Below are 20,918 nucleotides of genomic sequence, written 5' to 3'. Positions count from 1 at the left end.
ACCGGCTCATCAGAGCACGTCCAGCGCCTGCCTCAGATCGGCGATCAAGTCGCCGGCGTCTTCCAGACCGACCGAGAGACGCATGAGGTCCTCGCCGACGCCATCGGCAAGGTGAGCATCCTTGCGGATGCTTTTACGGGCACGTGTCAGACTGGCCGGATGGTAGATGAGGCTGTCAGCATCACCGAGGCTGACCGCTCGGGTGATCAGGTTGAGCCGGTCCATCATCCGGCGCGCGCCCTCGAACCCGGCGTGGAGACCAAAAGCCAACATGCCTGATCCCTCGGACATCTGCTTTCGGGCAATCGCCTGATCGGGATGAGAGTCGAGAAACGGGTAACTCACCCACGCCACAGCCGGGTGAACCTCGAGCGCCTGAGCGACCCTCAGCGCGGTGGCACTGTGGCGTTCCATGCGGATCGTCAGCGTCTTCAGCCCGCGCAGGATCATGAACGCTGACATGGGCGAGAGTGCTGCACCGGTGATATAGCGCAGACCCGTTTCGTGCAGCGTGTGGAGTGTTTTCGCGTCACCCAAGATCGCCCCGCCGAGAGCATCGCCGTGGCCGTTGATATACTTCGTCAGCGAGTGGATCACGATATCGGCCCCGTGTTCCAGCGGCCGCTGGAGTGCGGGCGAGGCGAAGGTGCTGTCTACCGCCACCTTCACGCCGCGCGCGTGGGCGCGTGCGGCGATTTCGGCGATGTCGAGGGTGCGGCTCAGCGGGTTGACCGGGGTCTCGAAGAAAACAAGCCGGGTCCGGTCGGTGATCGCGCCATCGAGATTGCTGGGCTCCGACAGATCGACTGGAACGACCTTGATGCCAAACCGCGGGACCGCCTGTTCGACCATGGCGAGCGTGTTCGCATAGAGCGTCTTGTGGACGATGAGTTCGTCGCCCTGCGACAGCAGCGACAGGATCAGCGTGCCGAAAGCCGCCATCCCCGAGGCCACGACCAGCCCGGCTTCGGCTCCTTCGAGATTGGCGAGCCGCTTTTCGAGGATATCCGTCGTTGGGTTGTATTCACGTGCGTAGAGCCTGCCGCCAAGGGCGGCCGCCGCCTCGTTCGCCGCAACGCTTTCGAACCCGTAGGTCGAGGTCAGGAAAACGGGCGGCTGAACGGCATTGGAAAAGCCGGCCGGATCGTAGCCATGATGGATCGCCCGCGTGGCGAATGCGAGATCGGCCTCGTTCAGGGGCCGCGTCGATGCATCGATTTCGAATCGATCTTTGGGGCGGGTCATGGCTCTCTCTGAAGTTTCTTGGAATTCCGGAAGATAGTCGCCAAACTGGCTCACATGTAACGTCCAGTTGGCGATTAATAAAATGGTCCAGTCTTCAGGTGCCGGTTCTGCAGGTCGCTCGCACGGTATGGGTGCGCGCCAGATCTATGAATCTCTTCGCGAGCAGATCCTCGGGGGCGTCTACGAAACCGGCAGTCAGTTGCCCTCGTCGCGGGGCCTCGCAAACGACCTCGGCGTTTCGCGAACGACCGTCACCGTCGCCTACGAGCAGTTGGCCGCAGAAGGTTTCATTGAAGTCCGTCAAGGCGCACGACCTCGCGTTGCATCTTCTCTGATCGGTCACGAGGCGAGCAGCACCGTCTCAAAACGCGCCGGCCCGATTCATCTTTCCGCCTACGGCGAGAGACTGCGCGCCAGTCCGCCTTGGCCGGATTACCTGCCCAACCGGTTGAAAGTGGATTTCCGTTATGGCGACCTCGCGCCGTCCGATTTCCCGGCGCTGATCTGGAAGCGCGCCATGAACGCGGCGATGTCGCAACGCCCTAGGCGCCTGGCTTATGACGATCCGCGCGGATCGCTTCGCCTGCGCCAGGCGCTTCAGGGATATTTGTGGCGCGCCCGAACCCTAAGCTGCGAGGTCGAGCAGATCATCATCGCAAGCGGCTCGCAGCAGGGTCTCGACCTTTGCGCGCGCTTGCTGCTCGATCCTTCCGACAGCTTCGTAGTCGAGGACCCGTGCTACAGGATGGCGCGCCAGGTCTTTGCCAGCACAGGCGCGCGGCCTTTTTCTGTCGCCGTCGATGGAGAAGGGATGAAGACGGAGCTGCTTGAGGGGATCACGGCGCGGCTGGCCTATGTCACGCCGTCGCATCAGTTTCCGCTCGGCGGTGTCTTGCCGGTCTCGCGCCGGTATCAGCTCCTCGAATGGGCCCGGCGTAACGACGCCTATGTGATCGAGGACGACTACGATGGCGAGTACCGCTACGACATTCGTCCGGTGCCCCCGCTGCACAAGCTGGAGGACCGCAGTTCCGTTATCTATCTAGGAACGATCTCCAAGACGCTGTCGCCGATGCTGCGCATCGGCTACCTCGTGGTTCCACCGGAATTGCAAGACGTCTTCGCGACGGCCAAGCAGCTTCTGGACAGGCATTCTCCGGTGGCGGAGCAGGAGGCCCTGGCCTCGCTCATCGAGAGCGGCGGCTATGAAAGCCATGTGCGGCGCGTCCGCCGTCTGAACGGCGAGCGCCGAGAGACCCTGCTCGCCGCCCTTCGACGCGCGTTCGCAGACCGCATCGTCATCGAAGGCGCTGATGCCGGGCTGCATGTCGTCGTCTGGTTCAAGGACCTCCGTCGGTCATTGGAGGACGTGCTGGTAGAAGAGGCGCGACGAGAAGGCGTGGGTGTCCATTCAATATCGCCGCTCTACCGCCGGGAAACGGATGAAGGCCGCGCCGACCGGATCGGATTGGTGATGGGCTATTCCGCCTTGACCACAGGGCAAATCGAGAACGGCGTTCGGTTCCTCACGGACGCTGTCGAACGGGTGAGAAGGAACTCTCCCGACACTTCGGCCGCACGCTAGAGCACGTCCAGTTTGACCGGGATCACAATCCTGCAGCCGGCAAGCTTCTAATCGAAGCCCTTGGCCACAATCGTTCCGAGCATGACCACCTGATTGAGGTTCTCCGGGCGTACGACCGACCGGTGATCTGCGGCTTCGAAGGCACGTGCGATTATCCCCGGCCCATCCCATGGCGCCTGGCTGGTTTTTCGAGTTGCGGCTGGTGTCGTCGCTGGGCGCTCGCCCGAACTTGGGGGCCCCTGCACAACAGTTGGGACACGGCGCACCTCCTTCTGTAAGACAAACAAATAAACCGGATTCCGAATATCGGAGAGGCAGCAGAAGCATGAAATTCGACACGTCGATGAAGACCGGCACCCTCGTTACCTTCCCGGGCGGTGCCCTCGCAGGACAAGGCAGGATCGAATTTGCAGCGCCTTGTGTAAATGGTTGGCTCGTCATAGCGGACCGAACGCCAGTGCATCCCGTCAGCTTTCGTTGGCCGGACCAACCCGCCGATCTAGGCCAGATCACCTTCGCGGATGGAGTAGTGGTTGAGATTGCGGATGCTTGGACAGGCTTGATCGATGCTGGCGCCGGTGTGCTTTTGATTGGGGAGGAAGCGAAAGCCGTCAGGAAGGGTGAGGGCGAGTGGCAGGGCGTGGTAGTACATATCGTTCAGTCAGATCGTGACCTCGGTGCCTATATCGGTGAGGAAGCACGCTTCACGGTTGAACCGCGTAGACGTAAGGCGCTATCGGTACCGCATACGGCGGCGCATCTTGCCGCGTTGGCACTGAATGCGGCTTCAGTTCCTTTCTGGACCAAGGATTTTGCGGATCTCGATTCGCTTGGGCGGCCAAATCTCGACAAGGCCGCAATAGAGAACTCCTCGATCGAACCAGCTGTGTCCACGGACGTCTATCGATTGGGCAAGTCCCTCAGGAAGAAGGGCTTTGATCGTGATGGTTTTCTCAACAACCTTGAAACCGTGGGTGTGGAAATTAACGGAATGATACGCCGCTGGCTGGAAACGAACACGTTGGTCAGTTTGACGCCTTCCGAGGGATTGCTTGATGGAATTCGGCAGTGGCGATGCAACCTCGATGGCACCGAGGTCATCATCCCTTGCGGAGGGACCCATGTAGAGAGGCTTTCGGATATCGGTGATGTCAAGATTACTTTGGCGCCCTCAGAGGAGGGCTTTGTCATGACAACACAGGCTCGAGAAGCGTAAATTTTCGCCGCACTTTGCAAATGGGCGGGCTGAAGGCTTCGCAGCCGGCCAACGAAGTTACGCCGCCCGGGCGCGCAGACAACCGCCAAGCTTCTGGGAGTTTGAACACGAACCTCGTTGATGGAAGCTCATTCATCGGACCCGCGTAAATCCACGACAAGCGATTTGCGGTCTTGGAAGGGCTTTGCCAGCGGCATGAAGGCGGGCCTTCCGCGAGCAGGTGTAAAAGGATTGGTCACCCCGTCGTCCGAGAGCGGTCCTGTTTTGATTGAAACGGGGAATTGCTCCAGTCCAACGCGAGGTTTTCGCGGCACCGCGCTCATGATGACGAACCTAATATCCGTGCGTCGTCTCAGATATAACCGTCAAGCCGCTGGGTTTGATTGTCGGTTAGAGCGACGTTCAGCGATCTGCGGGATTGCTGACTGGATCAGGCACAATCGCAAAAACTGGCTCTGTCAGTCAGGCCAGTTCCCGGGCAGAGGTTTCGCTGGATCAGGCTGTGACCCTGCCCCGGAGCACGGAAGCAAACATGGCAAACGGACATCTCGAGGATACCCCCAAGTCCGGCTGGAAGCTGGACGCCGCGACTGCGGTCATAGAGGGCGAAGAAGCATGACGTGGCAGGGAACGCTGCTCCACATCCATGTCGCGCCAGCCGCATCGTACGAAATGGAGGAGTTGACGGAGGCACAACTCATTGCCGGGCGCGGCATTGTCGGGGATCGGTACTATCTTGGAACGGGTACCTACTCTGCGAAACCCGACGTGCGCGAAGTGACCCTGATCGAGGTCGAAGTCCTCGAAGCCATCGCACAGGGCGAGCCCAGGATTCCGGGTTTCAAGGCCAAGCTCGCGCCCGAAGATCATCGGCGAAACCTGACCACGCGCGGCGTACCGCTGGGTCATCTGATCGGCAAGCGCTTCCGGGTAGGCGAAACAGTCCTGCGGGCGGCGCGAATGAATTTTCCCTGCAAGTATATCGAGCAATTGCTCGGCATTCCCGGTCTCTACGAAGGGCTTCTAAACCGCTCAGGCCTGAACTGCGCGATCGAGGTTGGCGGCGTGATCCGCCCCGGTGATCCGTTTCTTCCGATTGACGAGTAAAATCGACATGGCCTCGCCCCGCATCATCATGAAGCTGACAGTGACCGCCGCCCGCAAGGAGCCAGGCGACGTCCTGGTCATCGACCTGAAACACACACGCAAACCTCTGCTGCCACCCTTCGAACCGGGCTCTCACGTCGATGTTCATCTGCCTGACGGGAAAGTGCGCCAGTATTCGCTCTGCGGCGATCCGACAGATCTGAGCCGCTACACAATCGCGGTGAAGCGCGAAGACGTTGGTCGCGGCGGCTCGGCGTGGATCCACGAGGCAGTGGCCGCCGGATGCACACTCCCGGTTTCTGCTCCTCGCAATCATTTTCCGCTTGCACAACGCGAAGGGCCAACCCTGCTGCTGGCGGGAGGCATCGGGATCACCCCGATCCTGGCAATGGCACGCGCCCTGGAGCGGCAGGGCATGACGTACGAACTGCATTACTTCACCCGCAGCCGAGCACTTGCGCCTCTGTTGTCGGTCATCGAGCGGGAGCTCGACTCCAGCACCGTGTGGCTGCATTTCGACGACGAACCGGAGACCAGGCAGGATCTTGAATCTTTGCTTACGACCCCTTCCTCTGATGCACAGCTCTATTATTGTGGTCCACCGGGCTTCATGGCGGCCGTGGATCGGGCGACCGCGCACTGGCCGGAAGGAAGCGTGCATTTCGAGGCTTTTCAGCCGCCGGAGCAGGACGGTGCGCCACCAGAACCTTTCACGATCACCCTTCGCGACGGGACAGTGGTTCCTGTCGCGGCCGACACGACGGCGCTCGCGGCGCTGCGGAGGGCGGGCGTACTGCTTATGGCGTCCTGTGAGAACGGAGTTTGCGGAACCTGCGAATGCGGAATCCTGGAAGGGCAGCCGCTCCATCGGGATGCTGTCCTGTCCAAGGAGGCTCGGACTCATCGTTTTATCCCATGTATATCGCGCGCAACCGGCGTGCTGAGACTCGATCTGTGAAGACAGCCCTATCCGGAAGCACCGGTGCGACGCATCAGTTGCGGAGACTTGGATGACATCGAAGTTCGCCTATCTCAGCCAGATCGAGCGCTGCGTCTCTTGGCTTGCCGCCTGGACTATCCACCATGCCAACCACGTCCGCGAAGGCGACGAGATCAAGGTTGGTGGCCACCAGGCCTCCTCCGCCTCTCTCGGCACGATCATGACTGCGCTCTATTACGCTGCGCTGCGTCCGCAGGACCGGGTGGCGGTCAAACCTCATGCCGCGCCGATCTTCCATGCGATTCAGTATCTGTCGGGGAATCAGACGCGCGAGAAACTCGAAAACTTCCGCGGCTACAAGGGCGCCCAGAGTTACCCCTCGCGGACTAAGGACGTGGACGATGTCGATTTCTCGACCGGCTCGGTGGGCCTGGGGGTCGCTCAAACGCTCTTTTCCTCCCTCGTGCAGGACTATGTGTCCGCCCATGGTTGGATGAAGGGTCGGCCCGAGGGGCGCATGGTGAGCCTGATCGGCGACGCCGAGATGGACGAGGGCAACATCTACGAGGCTCTGATCGAGGGTTGGAAGCACGGCCTGCGGAACTGCTGGTGGATCGTGGACTACAACCGTCAGTCGCTCGATGCGGTTATCCGCGAAGGTCTCTGGCAGCGCTTCGAGCAGATATTCAAGAACTTCGGCTGGGAAGTGGTGATCCTGCGCCATGGCTCCCTCCAGCAGGCCGCCTTTGCCGAAGCGGGAGGGGAAAAGCTGCGCGATTGGATTGAGCGGTGCTCCAACCAGCTTTATTCGGCGCTCACCTTTCAGGGTGGTGCGGCGTGGCGGAAACGGTTGCTCGACGAGATTGGCGATCAGGGACCGGTCACTGAACTGATCGAACGCCGTTCTGACGACGAGTTGCAAGCGCTCATGGTCAACCTGGGCGGCCACGACCTGCCGAGCCTTCTCGAAGCCTTCGAGGCGGCCTCGCAGCATGACCGACCGGTCTGTTTCATCTGCTACACGATCAAGGGTAATGGCTTGCCGCTGGCCGGCCACAAGGACAACCATGCCGGCCAGATGACGCCCACCCAGATGGAAGGCTTCCGCCAGCGGATGGGAGTCCGGCCCGGCGAGGAATGGGATAAATGGGCTGCGGCGACGTTGCCTCCGGCAGAACTAGAGGCCTTCATCGCCCAAGCGCCGTTCTTCAGCGAGGGCCGACGCCGGCTTACCGCGCCCGGGATTCCGGTTCCCGAGGCACTGCCCGCGCCGGCACAGGGGGGCAAGCAGGTCTCAACCCAAATGGGTTTCGGCCAGATCCTCAACGAGATTGCGCGCGGTGAAACGCCGCTCGCCGAGCGCATCGTCACGACTTCTCCGGACGTCACGGTGTCGACCAATCTCGGCGCTTGGGTCAATCGACGCGGACTCTTCGCCCGCGAGAGCATGGCCGATACGTTCAAGGCCGAGCGTATCCCTTCAACCTACACCTGGGAGTTCGGCCCCAAGGGGCAGCACCTCGAACTCGGCATCGCCGAATCCAATCTCATGATTATGCTCGGGGCGCTGGGGCTGTCGCATTCCGTGAATGGCGTGCGGTTGCTGCCGATCGGGACTGTGTATGATCCGTTCATCTATCGCGCGGCCGATCAACTGAACTATGCCTGCTACCAGGATGCGCGCTTTCTGCTGGTCGCCACGCCCTCCGGCGTGACCCTCGCCTCTGAGGGAGGAGCGCACCAGTCGATCGGCACGCCGCTGATCGGCATGGCGCAGGACGGGCTTTGCGCCTTCGAGCCAGCCTTCGTAGATGAGCTCGCGGTGATCATGCGTTTCGCCTTCGACTACATGCAGCGGAACGGCGAGGGCGATCCCGATGAAACGACGTGGCTGCGTGATCAGACGGGCGGATCGGTCTATCTGCGCCTGTCCACCCGACCGCTGGAGCAGCCTCATCGCGACATAGGTGCGGAGCTGGCGCGCGACATCGTCAACGGTGCCTATTGGCTGCGCCCGCCCGGACCGAACGCCAGCGTTATCATCGCCTACCAGGGCGTGGTCGCGCCGGAAGCGATTGCCGCGACGGGTCTTCTGGCGGAAGACCGGCGCGATGTCGGGCTGTTGGCGATTACATCCGCTGATCGGCTCAATGCGGGCTGGCAGGCCGCGGAGCGTGCCCGGCAGCGCGGAACAGTCGACGCGACGAGCCACATCGAGCGCCTGCTGGCGCCGCTGTCGCGCGATTGCGGGATCGTCACCGTGATCGATGGTCACCCTGTGACGCTCGCCTGGATCGGCGGCGTGAACGGTCATCGCGTCAAGGCTCTGGGGGTCGAGCATTTTGGCCAGACCGGCACGATTTCAGAACTTTATCGTCACCACGGACTCGATGCGAATGCCATCGCGCATGCGGCGCAGGCGGTCAGTGCCGGACGTTGCATTCGCTATTTGAAGTCGCTCCCTTGAGCCGCCGCCGGATGTCTTGCGCGATTGCCACGATGGCGGTTGCCCACGAGCCACATCGATCCGAAGCCGATCACGACGGATGGGTCATGTCTCCTCTCCGCGTTCGAGTATAGCCATTGAAAACGAAACAGGCTGATCGTCCGCGGCAGCATAGGAGTGCGGCTGATCGGTTACGAGTCGCGCGGCTTCGCCGGCCTGCAATGTCATAGTCTCTGAGCCGACTGTGAGCTTGAGACTTCCTCGCACGACCGAAAGAAGCTCACGGGTGCCCCGGCTGTGAGCGTCCGAGCGATGAACGTCGCCAGGCACAATCGTCCAGGACCAGATCTCGAACATCGTCCGGCCTGAGGTCGAGGCTTCCAATTTCGCCTCGCTTCCCTGCGGTGTTTTCCAAAGTGTTGCGGGGTTGGTCCGCTCTATCGGACCAACCGAGACCTCCTCGGATGACGCGCCCAACAGATCGGTAACTGACAGAGAGAAGGCGACCGCCAGCCGGCACAACACGCCGATGCTCGGATTGGCCTTTCCCTGTTCGATGGCCACGACGGTGCCCTTCGACAGGCCGGAGAGCGTAGCAAGTCCATCCAGACTCAAGTTCTGGGCCCGGCGCAGATGCTGCACCCTCAACGATAGTGCCGTCCCAAGTTGCCTCTCCGTTGCCGCTGCTGTTTCATCGTCGGTCATTATATTGACTTCCACTAACGCATCGCATACGGTCACTATAATGACCGGTGCTGACAGTTCAACCGCGCCGTCTCAAGCCCCAAGGATCGACGAGGATGGCCCCGCCCGGCGCTCGCAAGACCATGACTTCTCAGCAGGATGCTCGGCCGGCAATCGGGCGAGCGGACGTGCATCGACATTCGGGCGCGCTTCATTCCGCATTGTTCGGCGCATGAGCGTGATGGCCGCAAGCCTGGCCTCTTCTTCATCGGGCTCGACCGGGTCGACGCGGCAGGCGGGGGCATCAGGGGCGTGCTGCTCGTCCGCGCTACGGCGTTTGTGGCAACGGTCGCCGTGACGCTGAGGTGCCGAGGTGAGGCGATGCACCCGCGCTCCCTGGGCATCGCCGCCGGGGCAGGTCTTCTGGATAGAACGGCAAACCTGCTGCTCATGATGGCATTCGCCACCGGAGGGCTTGCGGAAACCTCGACCATCGCCTCGCTCTATCCCGTCGCGACGATTTTTCTGGCCATCGCCGCTCTGCGGGAGCGGCGTTCGAGATCCCAGGCAATCGGACTGCTTCTGGTCATCCCTGCGATCTTCCTTCTCAAATCCAGCTAAGGAGGTTCTCGATGCACTTAGAAACCAAGGCAATACATGCGGGTCGCGGCGTCGACCCTTCCACCGGGGCCGTCACCATCCCTTTGCATCCCAGTACGACCTTCGAGCGCGGTGCGGACGGATCCTTCCCGTCGGGCTACGAATACATCCGGGATGACAACCCGACTCGGCACGCGTTCGAGACGGCGATGGCGGCACTCGAAGGCGGCCAGGCCGCTGTCGCCTTTTCCTCCGGCATGGCCGCGATTACTGCAGTGTTCGAGGCGTATCCCCGCAAGGGTAATCGCATCATCGTGCCGGACGACATGTATTTTGGTATCCGATCGCTGATCGATGAAACCGACATCGGGCACCGGTTCGACTTCGTCGCCGTTGACATGCGCGACATGGACGCGTTGCGCGCGGCCGTCGGTGCCGCGCCCACCGGCCTCGTTTGGATCGAGACCCCCTCGAATCCGCTCATCCGTGTCGTGGATGTCCGCGCGGCTTGCAATATTGCGCACGAGGCCGGTGCGCTCGCGGTGGTGGACAATACCTGGGCGACACCGATCCTACAGCGCCCGTTCGAACTTGGGGCTGATGCCGTCATGCATTCAGCAACAAAATACATCGGCGGCCACTCCGACCTGATGGCAGGGGTCGTCGTCCTGCCGGACGCATCGCCACTGGAACGCCCGTTGCGCATGATCCAGAAGCACAAGGGCACCGCCGCCGCTCCGTTCGACTGCTGGCTTGCGCTGCGCGGGCTGCAGACCTTGCCGGTTCGTATGCGAGCCCATTGCGAGGGCGCTCAAAAGGTCGCCGAAGCGTTGCGAAAGCATCCCGCTGTCGAGGCCGTCCTCTTTCCCGGCCTACCGGGCGACCCGGGGCATGCGTTGGCCGGGCGGCAGATGTCGGGCTATGGCGCCATGCTTTCCTTCATCGTCGGCGGCGGTGCCGAGGCCGCCGTGGCGGTTGCTGGCCGGCTCAAACTCGTGGTGCGGGCCACGAGCCTTGGGGGCACGCACTCGCTGATCGAGCACCGGGCTTCCGTCGAAGGGCCGAGGTCGATGGCTCCGTCGGGGCTCTTGCGACTCTCCGTCGGGCTCGAGCATCCCCAGGACATCATCGACGACCTCGATCAGGCTTTGTCGGTGGCCGGACGACCCGGCGCCTTCCGGGGCGTCCGCCTTGCCCGCGATGTTGGATATCGCCCTAAATGAACCGCAGCGAAGAGCCTTCCCCCAGCACGGTGCAGCCCATGTCCTTCACGCCCATGATCGCCCCCGAGATTTACGCCCGGCACCCGGACTTTCACTTGCTGAGCATCGTCGTGCGAAACGCGGAAGTCGGCGTGCCGCAGGCCCCGGCGCTCGCCGACGCGATCGCGGCCGCGGAGCAGGCCGCGCTTGGCGACGATGCCCAACGGGATGCGCATCTTGCAGCCTGGGCCGAAGCCTACAGGGCCTTCGGTGCCAACGCTAATCGAACACCCTGCTCGGCTGCGGCGCTTCTCAAGCGAATTCGCAAGGATGGCTCATTGCCACGGATTTCCCCCCTGGTGGATGCCTACAACGCCGTCAGCTTGCTCTACGGCGTTCCGGTTGGGGGTGAAGACCTGGATCACTATCAGGGTCTTCCGAGACTTCTGATCGCAACGGGGGCGGAGCCGTTCGACACCGTCCAGCAAGGCGAACCGGTCACCGAGCATCCTGAGCCGGGAGAAGTCGTCTGGTGCGATGACGCCGGAGTCACCTGCCGCCGCTGGAACTGGCGGCAGGGGCGGCGGACTATGGTGACGGCCGCTTCGCGTTCCCTTTGGCTTGTACTCGAGGCGCTCGAGCCCATGCCTTCGGAGCGGTTGAGGGCCGCTGGGGCGCAATTGAGCGGAGTGATTGAGGCACTGTGCCCAGATGCCCAGATCGAAATCGCTGGGTTGAATACGTCCACCCCTGCTTAAGCCGCGCAGTCGAGAGAAGCTTAGATGTACCGGCCCCGTCGATCTGTCGAAGACCGCCCCGAAGTGCTTCTGGCCGCGATCCGCGAGATCGGCTTCGCCACAATCGTTACGCCAACGCCTGCAGGCATCGAGGCCACGCATGTGCCGACCATCGCGCGGCAGGCTCCGGATGGACGCCTGATCCTCGCGGCCCACGTCGCGCGTTTGGCGGGTACCAGAGGGCAACGCCAGTCTCGCGATTTTTCAGGGCCCTCACACCTACATGTCGCCGGAGTGGTATCCGACCAAGCGCGAGACGGGAAAGGTCGTTCCCACATGGCTCTATATCGCCATACACGCGCACGGAAGCTTGACGGCGATTGAGGATAAGGCCTGGCTGCGGAGCCAGGTTGAGGACCTGACGGACCTGCACGAGGCCACACGCACAGCGCCCTGGAGCGTGTCGGATGCGCCGCAAGCATATATCGACAGGATGATGCGGGGCATTGTCGGTCTGGAATTTCGTGTCGAGCGCCTCGAGGGAGCATGGAAACTGAATGAGGAAGAGAACGCCGCCGACTTGGAGGGCACACGCAAGGGGCTTGAGGCCGCCGGTCGCGCGGGCGAGCTCTTGGCACGAGCCCTCGCTGGGCGATGAAGGTAGGTAGCGAAGTGCCCGCCGCAGCGCGGCCTCGACCTGTAAGATCAACGAGGCTCCGCCGAAATCAACTGGGCGCGCGGAGGGCCGCTTATCGGCGCGAAGAGGCCAATCGTATCTACGGCAAGACGATCTCGGCACCGTCGACAGACCGCCGGATGCTGGTGATCAAGCAGCCCATCGGCGTCGTCGGCACGATCACGCCATGGAATTTCCCCGCTTCCATGGTGGCGCGCAAGATCTCGTCGGCCTTGGCGGCGGGCTGCACGATCGTGCTCAAGCCCGCTAAACAGACGCCGCTCGTGGCTGGCGCAATGTTCGCCCTCGCCCATCAGGCCGGCTTTCCCGAGGGCGTTGTCAACCTGATCTATGCGTCCGAAGGTGATGCGGTTGGCTGCGAACTCTGCGCCAATCCCAAGGTCCGCAAGATCAGCTTCACCGGATCGACCGAAGTCGGGCGGCTGCTGATGCGCCAGTGCTCGGACCAGATCAAGAAGGTCAGCCTCGAACTCGGCGGCAATGCACCGTTCATCGTCTTCGATGACGCCGATGTCGACGTTGCCGTTGACGGTGCGATCCAGGCGAAGTTCCGCCGGCCAGACCTGCGTTTCGGCGAATCGCCTTTACGTCCAGTCGGGCGTTCATGATGAGTTCGCCGAGAAGTTCGTGGAGAAAGTCCGCCATTTATCGGTTGGTGATGGCTTCGCTCCAAGCGTGGCAATCGGACTTCGCGGAAGCTTTCCTTTTTTGTCCTCGTACGATAGGGCGGTAGCAGATTTCGGAGACCGCGCCTTTTGATCAAGCGCACCAGGACACCTGCTTCGCCGATAATGACAGCCTGCTCGGGCCTGATGGCCCTGCTGCTGCTGTCGCTGTTGTGCCTGGTCCAGTCGGAGGCGACAGCATCCACGACCGCCGTGTCGGGCGGCGCCAGCATCAGCATGGCCCGGCAGGGCGATGCGGTTGCGCTGCTGCGCGGCAAGACACAAGCTCTCGAAATTCGCACCGGCCGGCCGATCCCGATCAAATTCGCGGGCGGCAATCCGGGCGCGCTTCCGCCGGAAGCTGCTTTCCTCCTGCTCGACCAAGCTTTGCCGGTTTCGGCAGTGGCTGCGTCGGCGACCGTGCCTGCGCCGCAGGCAAGTGCCAACCAGCCCCGCGCGCCGCCGTCCACCTGACCTGAGCGGTCTTGGACCGCACTTTTCCAGCCCATCCCTTTTTCGCGTCGCGACCCGTGCGGCGGCTGTCGGCCGTCCATCGGCCGCGTCATGTTCGGAATATTTTCAATGCAACGCATCAAAACAGTCAAAACCCTGTCTTGCGCGGCCGCAGCCGCATTGTTCCTCTCTGTGCAGGCGCTCATCTGCATCGGAATCGTCTATTGGGCGATTGCCGAAACGCTCGGCCTCACGGGAACCGCGGCGCTGATCCTCGGCGTGATTTTTGCTGTGCCGTCGGTGTATGTCCTAATCACAGTCGTTCGCATGGCTTATGAGGCTGAGACCGACCCGGCAAACCAATAGGTCTGCGCTTTTGCGCAAGCCTCGCCGGCTTCGGCGTCCGCACTGACGACACATTTCTGAGCAAGAAGCGGGTCTGAGCAAGAAGCCAATCAAAGCAACTTTTTGCGACGAGCGGCGTTGCATCGCCGATCAGATTGGGCCGCCCCGGCAAGGCGTCCCATTGTTCGGTCGAAAAGCCGTCGGCCTTGAGGATCGGCTCCAGCAGCGCCTGCACGTCGGCCTGGATGCCGGGCCAAGTCAAATTCTCGACCGCGACCGTGTCACTTGGGCGAGTCGTCGCCATCAGCGCCACGGTGAGTGCATGCTGGGCCCTGCAGATAATGCGAGAAGGGTCGTCGGGCAGATGCCCATTGCGTGATAGCCAGCGAGCAGCCGCAGCACGGTCGCTCATCCGCCCGGCGTGGGGATGGTAGTCCAAGAGAGATGCGCGTTCGCGTCTCAGCACTTTGCGAGCCGCCCCCTCGAACCGCTCCGCCAAGCCCGGCAATGGCAGGACGTTGCGCGAAAGATCGATCGATGTGGCGGTGTGTTGGAGATCGAACGCACTAGCGTCGAAGTGGTGCGGCGAGCGCACGAAGGTGCCGCGTCCGACCTCTCCCACGACCAGACCGCGGGCGGTCAGCAGACGCACCGCATGGGAAGCCGTGTTGAGCGCCACGCCATGTTGATACGCAAGCGCGCGATGTGTCGGCAGCCTTGCGCCCGGCGGAAGGCTCCGATCTCGGATCATGTTTTCGAGCGCCGTGGCAAGCTCCGTCGCGCGGGATCTCAACAGCCCCTCCATTGTATCTGAGACAATGATTCGATTGTATCAGTTTGTTTAGGTGTGCCAAGAAGGCGGCCATGGAACAGCCCGCGCACTCCTTACGTCGATACGTTACCGCAGACGTCTTCACCGATCGCCCGTTTCAGGGAAATCCGGTGGCCGTTGTCCTCGATGCTGAAGGGCTCTCGACGGAGCAGATGCAGGCCATCGCTCGCGAATTCAACTATATCGAGAGCACCTTTGTGCTGCCCGCGAAAGACCCAGCTCACACCGCTCAGGTGCGCATCTTTACGCCCGTGCGGGAAGTACCCTTCGCGGGCCATCCCAACATCGGCACCGCTTTTGTGTTGGGGAGGGAGTTCGCGAAGCATGGCAACCAGCTGAACCAAATGACATTTGAGGAAAAGGCTGGTCTGGTCGCCATCGACCTGACGTGGAAGGACGCGAAGCTGGAGACCGCCGAGCTCGTCTGCCCCGAACCATTCAGCCGTCGCTCTCAGGTCACAGCCGAACAGGCGTCCGCCTGCCTGTGTCTCGACCCTGCTGATATTCACACCGAAGAACACCCGCCTCAAGTCGTTTCCGTAGGTCTGCCCTTTCTGGCGGTTGAGCTTAAAACGCGCGATGCTCTGCGCCGGGCTCGACCGGACAAGGCTGCCTACTCGAAGGTCTTTCCGCTCGACGGCGCGCGTTCGGTCTACACCTACACTCTTGCCGAGGACCCAGAGCAGCCGGATTGTGATCTTCAGGCACGAATGTTCACGGGCTTCATGGCCGAGGATCCTGCGTGCGGCAGCGGGACCGCTGCTGTTTCCGCTTTGCAAGCGGACTTGAGGAAAAGCGATAACCTTGCACTCCGAACCCGGCAGGGGGTGGATATGGGGAGGCCTAGCACTCTTTTGACGAGGGTCACGCGGAGCGAAGGCCATGACCCTGTCGTTCAGCTTAGTGGCCAATGTGTAGTCGTGATGGAAGGGGTACTGACGTGCTGAGGATTGGCCTGAACCTGCGCCAGTGTGCGTGACACGCAGTAACGTTTGAGCGTTGCTGGCGGGCTCATCTCGACCCCCCTGTTGGGCCGACATCGAACGCGCACCGTTCAACACGAACTCAAATACTGGGAAGCTAAAGCCAGCCAAATCAGACATTTCCGCCGATTCAAAAACAGGCCCAGCCTCGCTGAAGCGAGGCGGGGCCATAACCCGCGGCGTCAAAAGGAACCCCTTTGTAAGGCGCGTCGTGAGAGAAGAGACCTCTCGAGTGGCTTCATTTGCACAAGCGGCCCCTCTCCCAATATCGCAATATTGGGAGAGTGGTTCAGTCTGCGCACGCAAGATGGCGGTCTCCGCGCGCTCGACAGGACACTGGCAGCAGTGCGTCGGCCACGACGACGCACAACTATCCGAGGTCGTGGATCGTTACGCCCGGCACAACAGCCTTGGCGATCTCGCATAGGTGCTGGTGATGCGTAAGGTAGATCACCTGACCCGCACTTGCCATCTCGCCAAACAACCTGAAAACCTCTTCGGACCGGAAATGGTCGAAGGTTTCCATTATGTCATCGGCAATGAATGGCACTGAGGGTCGAAACTGGGCAAACTCGTAATAACCGGCAAGCCTCAGGGCCAGGTAGAGCTGAAAACGCGCGCCCTTTGACAGCGCGTCGGCGACCTTGGACTGCCCGTCGCGCTGCAATGCGATGAGGACTTCTCCGCCCTTCACAGGTTGGGTTGCCAGCCCCGAGTACTGACCGCGCGTGATGAGGGCGAAAGCGTCAGATGCCCGCTTCATCATCCCGGAGCGATGACGCTCACGGTATACGCGCAGAGCGTTCCCGGCGGACATAACTCCCAGTTTCAGCTCGATGTAACGGACGGCCTTTTCCTCGATCTCGAGTAGTACGGTGCGTCGTTCGGCATCTATTCGGGCAACGGCGCTATCGCCACCAATGGCATCCAGCTTGTCGGCCGCTCGCGTCTGCCGGATAAGCTGATTTTGTATGGCTTCATCAAGATCCCGAAACCGTTGCTCGCCTTCAGCCTTCTCGATTGCGAGGCTATCGAAATCGAGAGCATCCAATATCGACCGCGCTTGCGCGAACCCTTCCACCCCAAGTTCTGCCGACAACTGCTCCTCAAGGTCGGCTGCGGCAGCGCGCAGACGATCCCTGTCCCGCAGCAACTCGTCGCGTTCCACGACTTCAGACAGGGTAGCTACGCCAAAAACGCCCAGCACCTCGGTTTTGCGCCGCTCATGCGCCGCTGCTTCGACATTCAGAATGTCGCGAGTATCTTGCAGGCGCTGCAGGTCATTGACGAGGGCTGCCTTCGTCTCGCGAGCGCGATCGGCGCGCTCCAGGCGCTCAGCAAGCCGGATCGCTAACTGTTCGGGTTCGTCGCTGTTCGCCGACTCACCAGCTTCAGCCGCGGCAGCGGTGACCTCGACAATGAAATTGTCTCTATCTGCCTCCATCTTCTCGATGCGGAGCCGCATGGCATCCCGCTCCTGAATGCTTTTGGACAGTTCAGCCAATTGATCGAGTACGTTGCCGACGCCGGGCGCCGAAATGCCGCTCTCGAGCCAGGTGCCCTCAAGCGCTTCGGTAATGCCAGCCAGCCATTCTTCCTCGCGCCTTTCCGCCACGTCCAAAGCCCGTCGTCTCGCTGCCAGATCCTCCTCTTTCGCGCTCACGGTTCTAATCGCCTCGGCACGTTCTGCGTCCACTTTGAGCTGCCTGTCGAGGAACAGTTCTGCGACGGCCATGAGCGTCTCCAGATCTTCGCAGGGATCCGAGCCTATCCCGACGCTCTCCAGCGCCCGGATCAACTCCAGGCGTATCTGGTCTCCCTCGTCGACCGCGCGCCCTGCCTTCTTCCGTGCGAGCTCGATTACCTCCCAGGCCGCGAGCGCATCGGTGCGAGCAGAGGCACAGTTCTCGATCAGTTCGATGAGACGCTCGGGCGAGAATTCCAGGCTTGCCAGAAGCTCGCTGGCCGCCGCGCGAAGTTCCGAGAGCGCTGCCTCCTCTTTCAAGTCGATCTGTGCAAGGTGGTCGCGCGTACGCGCGATGGCGACCGTCGTTTCAGCGAGGCTGCGGATCGTTGTTCGGATCTCGGCGAGCTCCCGCGCGTTGACCAGCCGAACCGCTCCAATACTGTCGTCGCGAGACAGCACGACCGCGAAATCGTCGGCTGTTTCGCCAGTAAGCTCACCTCGATGCTTTGCCCAAGCCTCGTTGCGGGCGCGCCGGATGGCGGCGGCCGCTTCATCGTCAGCTACATCAGCCGAGGCACGAAGGGCATCCAGCCGCGCTGAGAGCAATTCGTGATTGCCCCGGTGTTCGGCAAGACGTTCGGAAAGCACGGCCCTGCTCTTTCCAAGCTCTGCTGCGAGCGTTTTCCATGCGCCAACCTGCCCAGCGCTCGGGACTGGCACCCTGGCCAGCGCCCGAGCATCCCCGAACCAGGGATGCAGGCGACTAATTGCCGCCTCCCATCGGATTGTGCTCGCGTCCTCGGCCTCGCGTGCCGCCTTGATGTCTTTCAGGTGCCCACCCCCCCGCGCTTTCGACAAAGCCGAGGCAAGCCTTGCCCTGGCAGGTTCGGGCACTGCCCTTTCTTCGCCAACCCGCTCGCGTGCCGTCTGAAGCGCATCCAGGGCAGCCGCGGCTTCGTCGCGGGCGACGCCCGCACGGGTAGCAATTCCGGATCGTTGCTCGACCATATTGCGAACAGCGCCAACGGTGGCAGCAGGCAGAAGCAGCGCAGCGGGGTCTGGCTCGGAGGATCTTCCCAGAGCAGCAAGGCAAATCGCCACGGCGTTATCGAGTATCTGCAGCTCCGTCCTGCGACTTGGCAGATCCAAGCCTGCCGAGACATAGCGCACCTTGCGATCCACCAGGCTGCGAACCCGCTCGGAGATCGCAAGGATCACCTCATCTACGTCAACCGATGCGATTTTCATCGTCACGCGCTCGACCTCGTCGGTATTCCCTGACAACCTTGTCCTCAGGCTGGCGTCGTCATCGATCATTTCGGCGACACTGCCTGTCCAGGTCCGTGGTGGTGAGGCGATGTCGGGCAACTCAGCCAGCCGGGCTGTCTTTCGTCGGATATCCGCGAGGATCGGGACTGCGTGAAGGTACTTCGCAATGGTATCAAGCCGAGCCGACAGCACTGACCGTTCGGCGATGCTGCGATCGTAATTTTCCGTCGCGTCCAGCCGTTCGGATTCAAGGGTCTCGAAGGTCGACGCCAGGGTGTCGATCGCCTCTCTCCCGGACTTCAGTTCCGCGAGCCGTTTCTTGAGCAGCGCAAGTTCGGTTCCGTGTGCCTGCTTGCGATAGAGCCCGTCCGCTTCAGCCTCGAGCGCGCTCAATGTGTCGCTTGCATGCCCAAGTCCGGCGCTGGCCGTGAACAGGAGCTTGCCCAGGTCGCCACGCGACTCCAGGATTGATTTGCCGCCTACTTCCAGTGTCTCGTCGTCCAACGAGAACATGGTCTGGTATGCGTCCCGGGACAAACCTGCGAGATGCGCCGTAATCGCCAACTCGCTTACCGGTTGGCCTGTCGCGTTCAGCAGCGAGTTGTTGCGTTGTTTCGTGCGCGAGAACGCATGCTCCTCTCCTCCGAATTCGAGCACACCGCCGATGCGCATCGCGCTGTACTCATGCAGGAAATTGTAGCGGCTGCGTTCTTCAATCCCGAACAGCAAGTCCAGACAGCCGGAAAGCGCGGTCGACTTGCCGGCCTCATTCAGCCCGAACACGATATGCAAGTCGGGCCCGGAATTCGGTTTTGGTCCAAACTCGATCGTCCTGTCGGTGAACTTTCCATAACGAATGAGATCAAGGCGCCGGAGCCTCATTGCGCTCCACCTGCCTTGAGGCGGGCCGTGACCAGGTCGGCGCCGCTGGCAAGGACGCTGTCGAGGAAGAGCTCCAGTGCAGCATCGTCCTTTCCGGCGAAGTCGCGCGCGTCAGGCGGGAGATCCGCGATCGTTTTCTGCACAAACGCCCTCGCTTCGGCACGAAAGGCTTCCGAACTGGCATCGGTGCGCATGGACTCGGCGAGTTCGAAAATCGGATCCGCGATGCCTTCGAGCGTTTCCGTCCTGGGTGGAGAAAGATCCAGCTCGAGCTTTTCCACCCATGTGTCGCCTGCCTGTTCCGCTGCCTGCTCGGCTTCGGCCAAAAGCAGATCCCTGTCCCGGATAATCGCCCACGACAATGGCGACGACCCGGTCACGGCCAGACGGGCCACGACATGGCGGGACCTGACCGAAGGCCGGAGAACTTCGAACGCGGATCGTACTCGCCCGACGGCCTCAGACCATTCGACCGTCCCAGTCAGGTCGACGCTCACCCGCTCGAACTGCGCGACACTCGTCAGTCTTTCCTCGATCTCGATGGAACGGTCGTCTCGTATCGTGACCAAGGTGACGGATTTCTCTCCGGCCTCGTTGATGTCCCTGCCTTGCGGCATTCCTGGCATCACCACCGTGCTCGCTCCAGGATGGACTTTCCGGACATGGATGTGCCCGAGTGCCCAGTAGTCAAAACCATGGCCGTGCAGATCAGCGACGTTGCAAGGGGCGTAGACGTCGTGACCGGGCGATCCTGCCAGGCTGGTGTGCATGATGCCCACGTTGACCGCCCCTTCACGGGCAGCTGTATACTTGGCGAGCAGGCTTTCCGGCGCCTTGGGGTTCGCGAAGCTCAATCCATGAAACATCACTTCCAGCCCGCCGGCTGTTTGGAGCACGGACTGGGGACGGCCGCCGAAGATTGTTACTGTGTCCGGAAACAGGAGTTGTTTCGATATCCGCGACATGGCGTCGTGATTTCCGCGGATCTTGAAAACCCTGATGCCGGCCTGGTGAAGGCGCGTCATCTGCGACGCCAGGAACCGCGCCGTTTTCATCGAAGTCTGATCGCCATCATAAAGATCGCCGGCAATGACGAGCGCGTCGACACGCTCCGCAAGGCAGAGATCCACTATTGCGACAAATGCCTGGCGACTGGCGTCTCCGACGAGTTCGGCAAGATCGGGGTTTCGCATCGCGAGGGAACGGAGCGGCGAGTCGAGGTGAATATCGGCCGTATGTATAAATCGAAATGCCATTCGGCGGTCTCCAGCCACGGGAAATACGGGGTTCGACCGCGGCCGATAAGAAAATTACACTACACTCGGTGTTGTCGTCTCCAGCTC

At 61.8% G+C, this 20,918-nt stretch carries 18 protein-coding genes and 1 pseudogene; 14 read left to right on the top strand and 5 right to left on the bottom strand.

What is annotated here, in order from left to right:
• Positions 1 to 9: 9 nt before the first annotated feature.
• Positions 10 to 1,245 (bottom strand): trans-sulfuration enzyme family protein, encoded by a 1,236-nt coding sequence (locus IQ26_RS29260; protein WP_145721812.1) that lies wholly within the window; start codon positions 1,243 to 1,245, stop codon positions 10 to 12.
• 82 nt (positions 1,246 to 1,327) lie between these two features.
• On the opposite strand from IQ26_RS29260, the gene pdxR reads away from it, so the two are divergent.
• The 5 genes from pdxR (at position 1,328) to IQ26_RS29235 (ending at position 8,560) form a co-directional block, all read left to right on the top strand.
• Positions 1,328 to 2,830, top strand: coding sequence for a MocR-like pyridoxine biosynthesis transcription factor PdxR (gene pdxR, locus IQ26_RS29255; protein WP_208760239.1), 1,503 nt, complete (start codon positions 1,328 to 1,330; stop codon positions 2,828 to 2,830).
• A gap of 325 nt (positions 2,831 to 3,155) precedes the next feature.
• Positions 3,156 to 4,046 (top strand): alanine-tRNA synthetase second additional domain-containing protein, encoded by an 891-nt coding sequence (locus IQ26_RS29250; protein WP_162458107.1) that lies wholly within the window; start codon positions 3,156 to 3,158, stop codon positions 4,044 to 4,046.
• Between the two features lie 615 nt (positions 4,047 to 4,661).
• A complete protein-coding gene (locus tag IQ26_RS29245; RefSeq protein ID WP_145721810.1) occupies positions 4,662 to 5,153 on the top strand; it encodes an MOSC domain-containing protein in 492 nt (163 codons plus the stop codon).
• Positions 5,125 to 6,111 carry a PDR/VanB family oxidoreductase gene (locus tag IQ26_RS29240; RefSeq protein ID WP_240547294.1) on the top strand — a complete coding sequence of 329 codons (987 nt, stop codon included), beginning with the start codon at positions 5,125 to 5,127 and terminating at the stop codon, positions 6,109 to 6,111. Before IQ26_RS29245 ends, IQ26_RS29240 begins: the two co-directional genes overlap by 29 nt.
• 52 nt (positions 6,112 to 6,163) lie before the next feature.
• Positions 6,164 to 8,560: a transketolase gene (locus IQ26_RS29235; protein WP_145721809.1), complete on the top strand. Its 2,397-nt coding sequence runs from the start codon at positions 6,164 to 6,166 to the stop codon at positions 8,558 to 8,560.
• A gap of 84 nt (positions 8,561 to 8,644) precedes the next feature.
• Here the strand turns inward: IQ26_RS29235 and IQ26_RS29230 are convergent, their stop codons facing one another.
• Positions 8,645 to 9,244, bottom strand: coding sequence for a helix-turn-helix domain-containing protein (locus IQ26_RS29230; protein WP_145721808.1), 600 nt, complete (start codon positions 9,242 to 9,244; stop codon positions 8,645 to 8,647).
• A gap of 138 nt (positions 9,245 to 9,382) precedes the next feature.
• Here IQ26_RS29230 and IQ26_RS29225 point away from each other — a divergent pair, with 138 nt between their 5' ends.
• The 8 genes and pseudogenes from IQ26_RS29225 to IQ26_RS29195 all read left to right on the top strand — a co-directional run bounded on the left by IQ26_RS29225 (position 9,383) and on the right by IQ26_RS29195 (position 13,943).
• Positions 9,383 to 9,844, top strand: a complete 462-nt coding sequence (locus tag IQ26_RS29225; RefSeq protein ID WP_145721807.1) for an EamA family transporter — start codon at positions 9,383 to 9,385, stop codon at positions 9,842 to 9,844.
• Between the two features lie 11 nt (positions 9,845 to 9,855).
• Positions 9,856 to 11,046, top strand: coding sequence for a trans-sulfuration enzyme family protein (locus tag IQ26_RS29220; RefSeq protein WP_145721806.1), 1,191 nt, complete (start codon positions 9,856 to 9,858; stop codon positions 11,044 to 11,046).
• Entirely contained in the window at positions 11,043 to 11,783 is a 741-nt protein-coding gene (locus tag IQ26_RS29215) for a B3/B4 domain-containing protein (protein WP_240547293.1), read from the top strand. The genes IQ26_RS29220 and IQ26_RS29215 overlap by 4 nt, the downstream gene beginning before the upstream one ends.
• Before the next feature lie 24 nt (positions 11,784 to 11,807).
• Entirely contained in the window at positions 11,808 to 12,146 is a 339-nt protein-coding gene (locus IQ26_RS41655; protein ID WP_208760238.1) for an FMN-binding negative transcriptional regulator, read from the top strand.
• On the top strand, positions 12,046 to 12,420 hold the full coding sequence (locus tag IQ26_RS41135) for an FMN-binding negative transcriptional regulator (protein WP_276316447.1): 375 nt from the start codon (positions 12,046 to 12,048) through the stop codon (positions 12,418 to 12,420). Before IQ26_RS41655 ends, IQ26_RS41135 begins: the two co-directional genes overlap by 101 nt.
• 101 nt (positions 12,421 to 12,521) lie before the next feature.
• Positions 12,522 to 13,146 (top strand): annotated as a pseudogene (locus tag IQ26_RS29205) (aldehyde dehydrogenase family protein); the annotation flags it as partial.
• 125 nt (positions 13,147 to 13,271) lie between these two features.
• On the top strand, positions 13,272 to 13,598 hold the full coding sequence (locus IQ26_RS29200) for a hypothetical protein (protein ID WP_145721805.1): 327 nt from the start codon (positions 13,272 to 13,274) through the stop codon (positions 13,596 to 13,598).
• 108 nt (positions 13,599 to 13,706) lie between these two features.
• The gene (locus IQ26_RS29195; protein ID WP_145721804.1) at positions 13,707 to 13,943 is read left to right on the top strand and encodes a hypothetical protein; all 237 of its coding nucleotides are present in this window, start codon (positions 13,707 to 13,709) and stop codon (positions 13,941 to 13,943) included.
• Here the strand turns inward: IQ26_RS29195 and IQ26_RS29190 are convergent.
• A complete protein-coding gene (locus IQ26_RS29190; RefSeq protein WP_162458106.1) occupies positions 13,891 to 14,715 on the bottom strand; it encodes a GntR family transcriptional regulator in 825 nt (274 codons plus the stop codon). The genes IQ26_RS29195 and IQ26_RS29190 overlap by 53 nt on opposite strands.
• A gap of 71 nt (positions 14,716 to 14,786) precedes the next feature.
• Here IQ26_RS29190 and IQ26_RS29185 point away from each other — a divergent pair, with 71 nt between their 5' ends.
• Positions 14,787 to 15,701, top strand: coding sequence for a PhzF family phenazine biosynthesis protein (locus IQ26_RS29185; protein WP_145721802.1), 915 nt, complete (start codon positions 14,787 to 14,789; stop codon positions 15,699 to 15,701).
• 406 nt (positions 15,702 to 16,107) lie between these two features.
• Here IQ26_RS29185 and IQ26_RS29180 read toward each other — a convergent pair whose 3' ends face one another.
• Together IQ26_RS29180 and IQ26_RS29175 are read right to left on the bottom strand one after the other, a co-directional pair.
• Positions 16,108 to 19,575: an ATP-binding protein gene (locus tag IQ26_RS29180; protein ID WP_145721801.1), complete on the bottom strand. Its 3,468-nt coding sequence runs from the start codon at positions 19,573 to 19,575 to the stop codon at positions 16,108 to 16,110.
• The gene (locus IQ26_RS29175) at positions 19,572 to 20,831 is read right to left on the bottom strand and encodes a metallophosphoesterase family protein (protein WP_145721800.1); all 1,260 of its coding nucleotides are present in this window, start codon (positions 20,829 to 20,831) and stop codon (positions 19,572 to 19,574) included. Before IQ26_RS29175 ends, IQ26_RS29180 begins: the two co-directional genes overlap by 4 nt.
• Positions 20,832 to 20,918 lie beyond the last annotated feature (87 nt).

The organism is Mesorhizobium tianshanense, from assembly GCF_007830515.1.
In the GTDB taxonomy this organism is placed as follows: domain Bacteria; phylum Pseudomonadota; class Alphaproteobacteria; order Rhizobiales; family Rhizobiaceae; genus Mesorhizobium; species Mesorhizobium tianshanense.
Note: the sequence above shows the minus strand (reverse complement) of the source record. Positions and strands in the feature narration are given on the sequence as shown.